The sequence below is a fragment of the Acinetobacter sp. YH12094 genome (genome assembly GCF_013419295.1).
GTDB lineage: Bacteria > Pseudomonadota > Gammaproteobacteria > Pseudomonadales > Moraxellaceae > Acinetobacter > Acinetobacter amyesii.
Genome location: NZ_VPAK01000070.1, coordinates 1 through 2287, shown reverse-complemented (window position 1 = coordinate 2287; position 2287 = coordinate 1). Strand labels below are relative to the sequence as shown.

At 35.5% G+C, this 2287-nt stretch carries 3 protein-coding genes and 2 pseudogenes; 1 reads left to right on the top strand and 4 read right to left on the bottom strand.

Annotated elements, in window-relative coordinates; genetic code table 11:
- Window positions 1-42: 42 nt before the first annotated feature.
- The 4 genes and pseudogenes from FTU34_RS17580 to FTU34_RS17565 form a co-directional block, all read right to left on the bottom strand.
- Complete coding sequence (locus FTU34_RS17580) at window positions 43-285, bottom strand: hypothetical protein (protein WP_180036295.1); 243 nt, start codon at window positions 283-285, stop codon at window positions 43-45.
- Between the two features lie 101 nt (window positions 286-386).
- A complete protein-coding gene (locus FTU34_RS17575; RefSeq protein ID WP_180036297.1) occupies window positions 387-524 on the bottom strand; it encodes a hypothetical protein in 138 nt (45 codons plus the stop codon).
- 99 nt (window positions 525-623) lie between these two features.
- Entirely contained in the window at window positions 624-962 is a 339-nt protein-coding gene (locus FTU34_RS17570; RefSeq protein ID WP_180036296.1) for a hypothetical protein, read from the bottom strand.
- A gap of 492 nt (window positions 963-1454) precedes the next feature.
- Window positions 1455-1676, bottom strand: a pseudogene (locus tag FTU34_RS17565) (RHS repeat-associated core domain-containing protein); the annotation flags it as partial.
- A 507-nt stretch (window positions 1677-2183) separates the two neighbouring features.
- Here FTU34_RS17565 and FTU34_RS17560 point away from each other — a divergent pair.
- Window positions 2184-2287, top strand: a pseudogene (locus FTU34_RS17560) (IS5/IS1182 family transposase); the annotation flags it as partial.

The following is a 2287-nucleotide window of genomic DNA, read 5'->3' as shown; positions in this document are numbered from 1 at the left end:
GAAATTCATGCACGTGTAGCAGTCCTCAACAGATTTACGGAATTAGGTCGACCACTTACCCAAGTTACGCCTTAAATTTGGCTCAATTAGGGGGGCTTTGTATTTCAAATCTTTGTGCAACAAAGCCATTATAATCTGAAAAATTAAGCTCATTTCATTCAAATATAATGCTTCGCTTTTATTCACTTCATTTTTCAACTGACTTAAGATCTGCCCTCTTTCTATTTTATTCTTTTCACAACTACATAAGAAAAAAATTACTGTAATCATTAAGAATAATTTCATATTATAGCCCTCCAAAAGAGCGCATTAATCTAATTGCATAAAGCTCGGTATCTTTAGTATTTCCTATTAATTTACTGTGTGAAAAGTCAAAATACGTTAAACTAGGTGTGGATATAAGCTCCTGTATTTACTTGAACTTCACCACTCGAAACAGGCACATCAGCACCGACAGCAACTCCACAAGGAAAACCAAATGAATTTCCATCTAAAGTTTGATCTGTTAGATATTCTCTATTCACCTTGGAATCTAACTCAAGTTATTTTTAGCGACAGAACCAGTGAGCTAGCAGCCTAAAATTTCCTAAGTGGAAGTCTCCTGTTATTTCAGCACGCATCAATCATTTAAAATACCCCAAAGCTTTTAACTTAGGAACAAATTTTTTATTAAAATAAATTATTGAAAAACTACAAACTAATGCAAAAGAAATCAAAGTAAAAGCAAAATAAATATTGTTTTGATCAAAATATATATGGAAATCATCTACAAACTCATGAATATGAAAAAAAGGAAAAATAAAAGCAATAGCAAACAGTAAATATAATAAAGAACTAAATACCACTTTAAAAAAATGACCAAGTATACTTACTTTAATTAAAGCTTTAGCATAAAAATTTAAAATTAAAATCATATAAATCATATATAACAAGAAAAACATAGCCGTTTTAAACCAAATCATTAACTATCTCACTAATTATTTTGCACAAGATGGCAAGGTTATTTTCCCAGTACCCATTAATTCACCAGCACCTGTTATTTTACCCTCTAGTAATGCCCCTGCTAGTTTGCCTGGAGTTCGATTAATTCCAGAAGTACCCAATGGTTTATTCATCAAATCTACTCTCATATATGGAGCCCTTTGAATTACTGCCTTATTCACAGATCCTCCAATGCCACCACCAACCATAGCTCCTACTACAGCACCAGCATCATAATTACACATATTCGCAACTTCCTTCTTCGCAGCAAATAATCCCACACCTTGACCCAGCACTGAAGAAACTCCTGCACCTCCTGCTGCACCTACAGCATGTGATGCCCAAGGATTTACAGCCCCCACTGCACCTCCTGCAACACACCCAATTGCAGCACCTTTCCACTCTCCTGTTGTATAACCACCAACAGCACCAGCTATGCAGCCATATGCAGCACCAGCAGCATTTAAGGGAGTTAATCCCAATTGATCGACCCACAGATTCGGATCACTGACATAAGCAGAATTATTTAATCCACCAAATAGTCCAATCGGATCTTTACTCACATACCTTGCACTAAACGGCTCATAATAACGGTAACGGTTATAATGTAATCCAGTTTCACTATCGTAATATTGCCCTTGAAAACGAATACTTGTTTGCTCTAATAAATTGTCACTAGTCTTAATCTCTAGCGAATGGTGCAAGTGGTATTAGTAAGCTTATTGCAGCAACAATTGCGCAGAAAAAAGCTGTCGATAACAAAATTTTACTCCATCCAGCAATTAATCCCCCCATTAATGTGCATATATCAGTATCATCACCTGCTATGTACTCCATAATTTCACCCAAAGTCACACAAACTATTCCTACAACTGATGCTTTAGCCAATTTAGCAAAGTTTTTAAGTGTGCCAAGTGATTGTTTTACACCTAGCTGCGATACTCTCTGACCTAAAGCTTATTAATGATGTATTAAGTAAAAGTTTTAACCCTAGCATGTGCTAAAAGGCCTATAAGCTTATGTCCATTAATTGTTTGTTGTACTACTATTTTAATTTCATCTTTCACGATCCCACTTAAACTAAAAAATGGAATTATTATAGTTTGGACTAGGGTCTTTGCATGAATTTCATCATTTATATATCCAACGGCTTTGTTGCACAAACCTATCTGTAAAGGCTTTTTCAGCGATATAATTTTCAAATGAAGAAGCCTACACACAAAATCTACCGCACAACCAATTGGCCCGCATATAACCGAGCACTCATGAGTCGCGGAAATATTGCCATTTGGTTTGATCCTGCTAC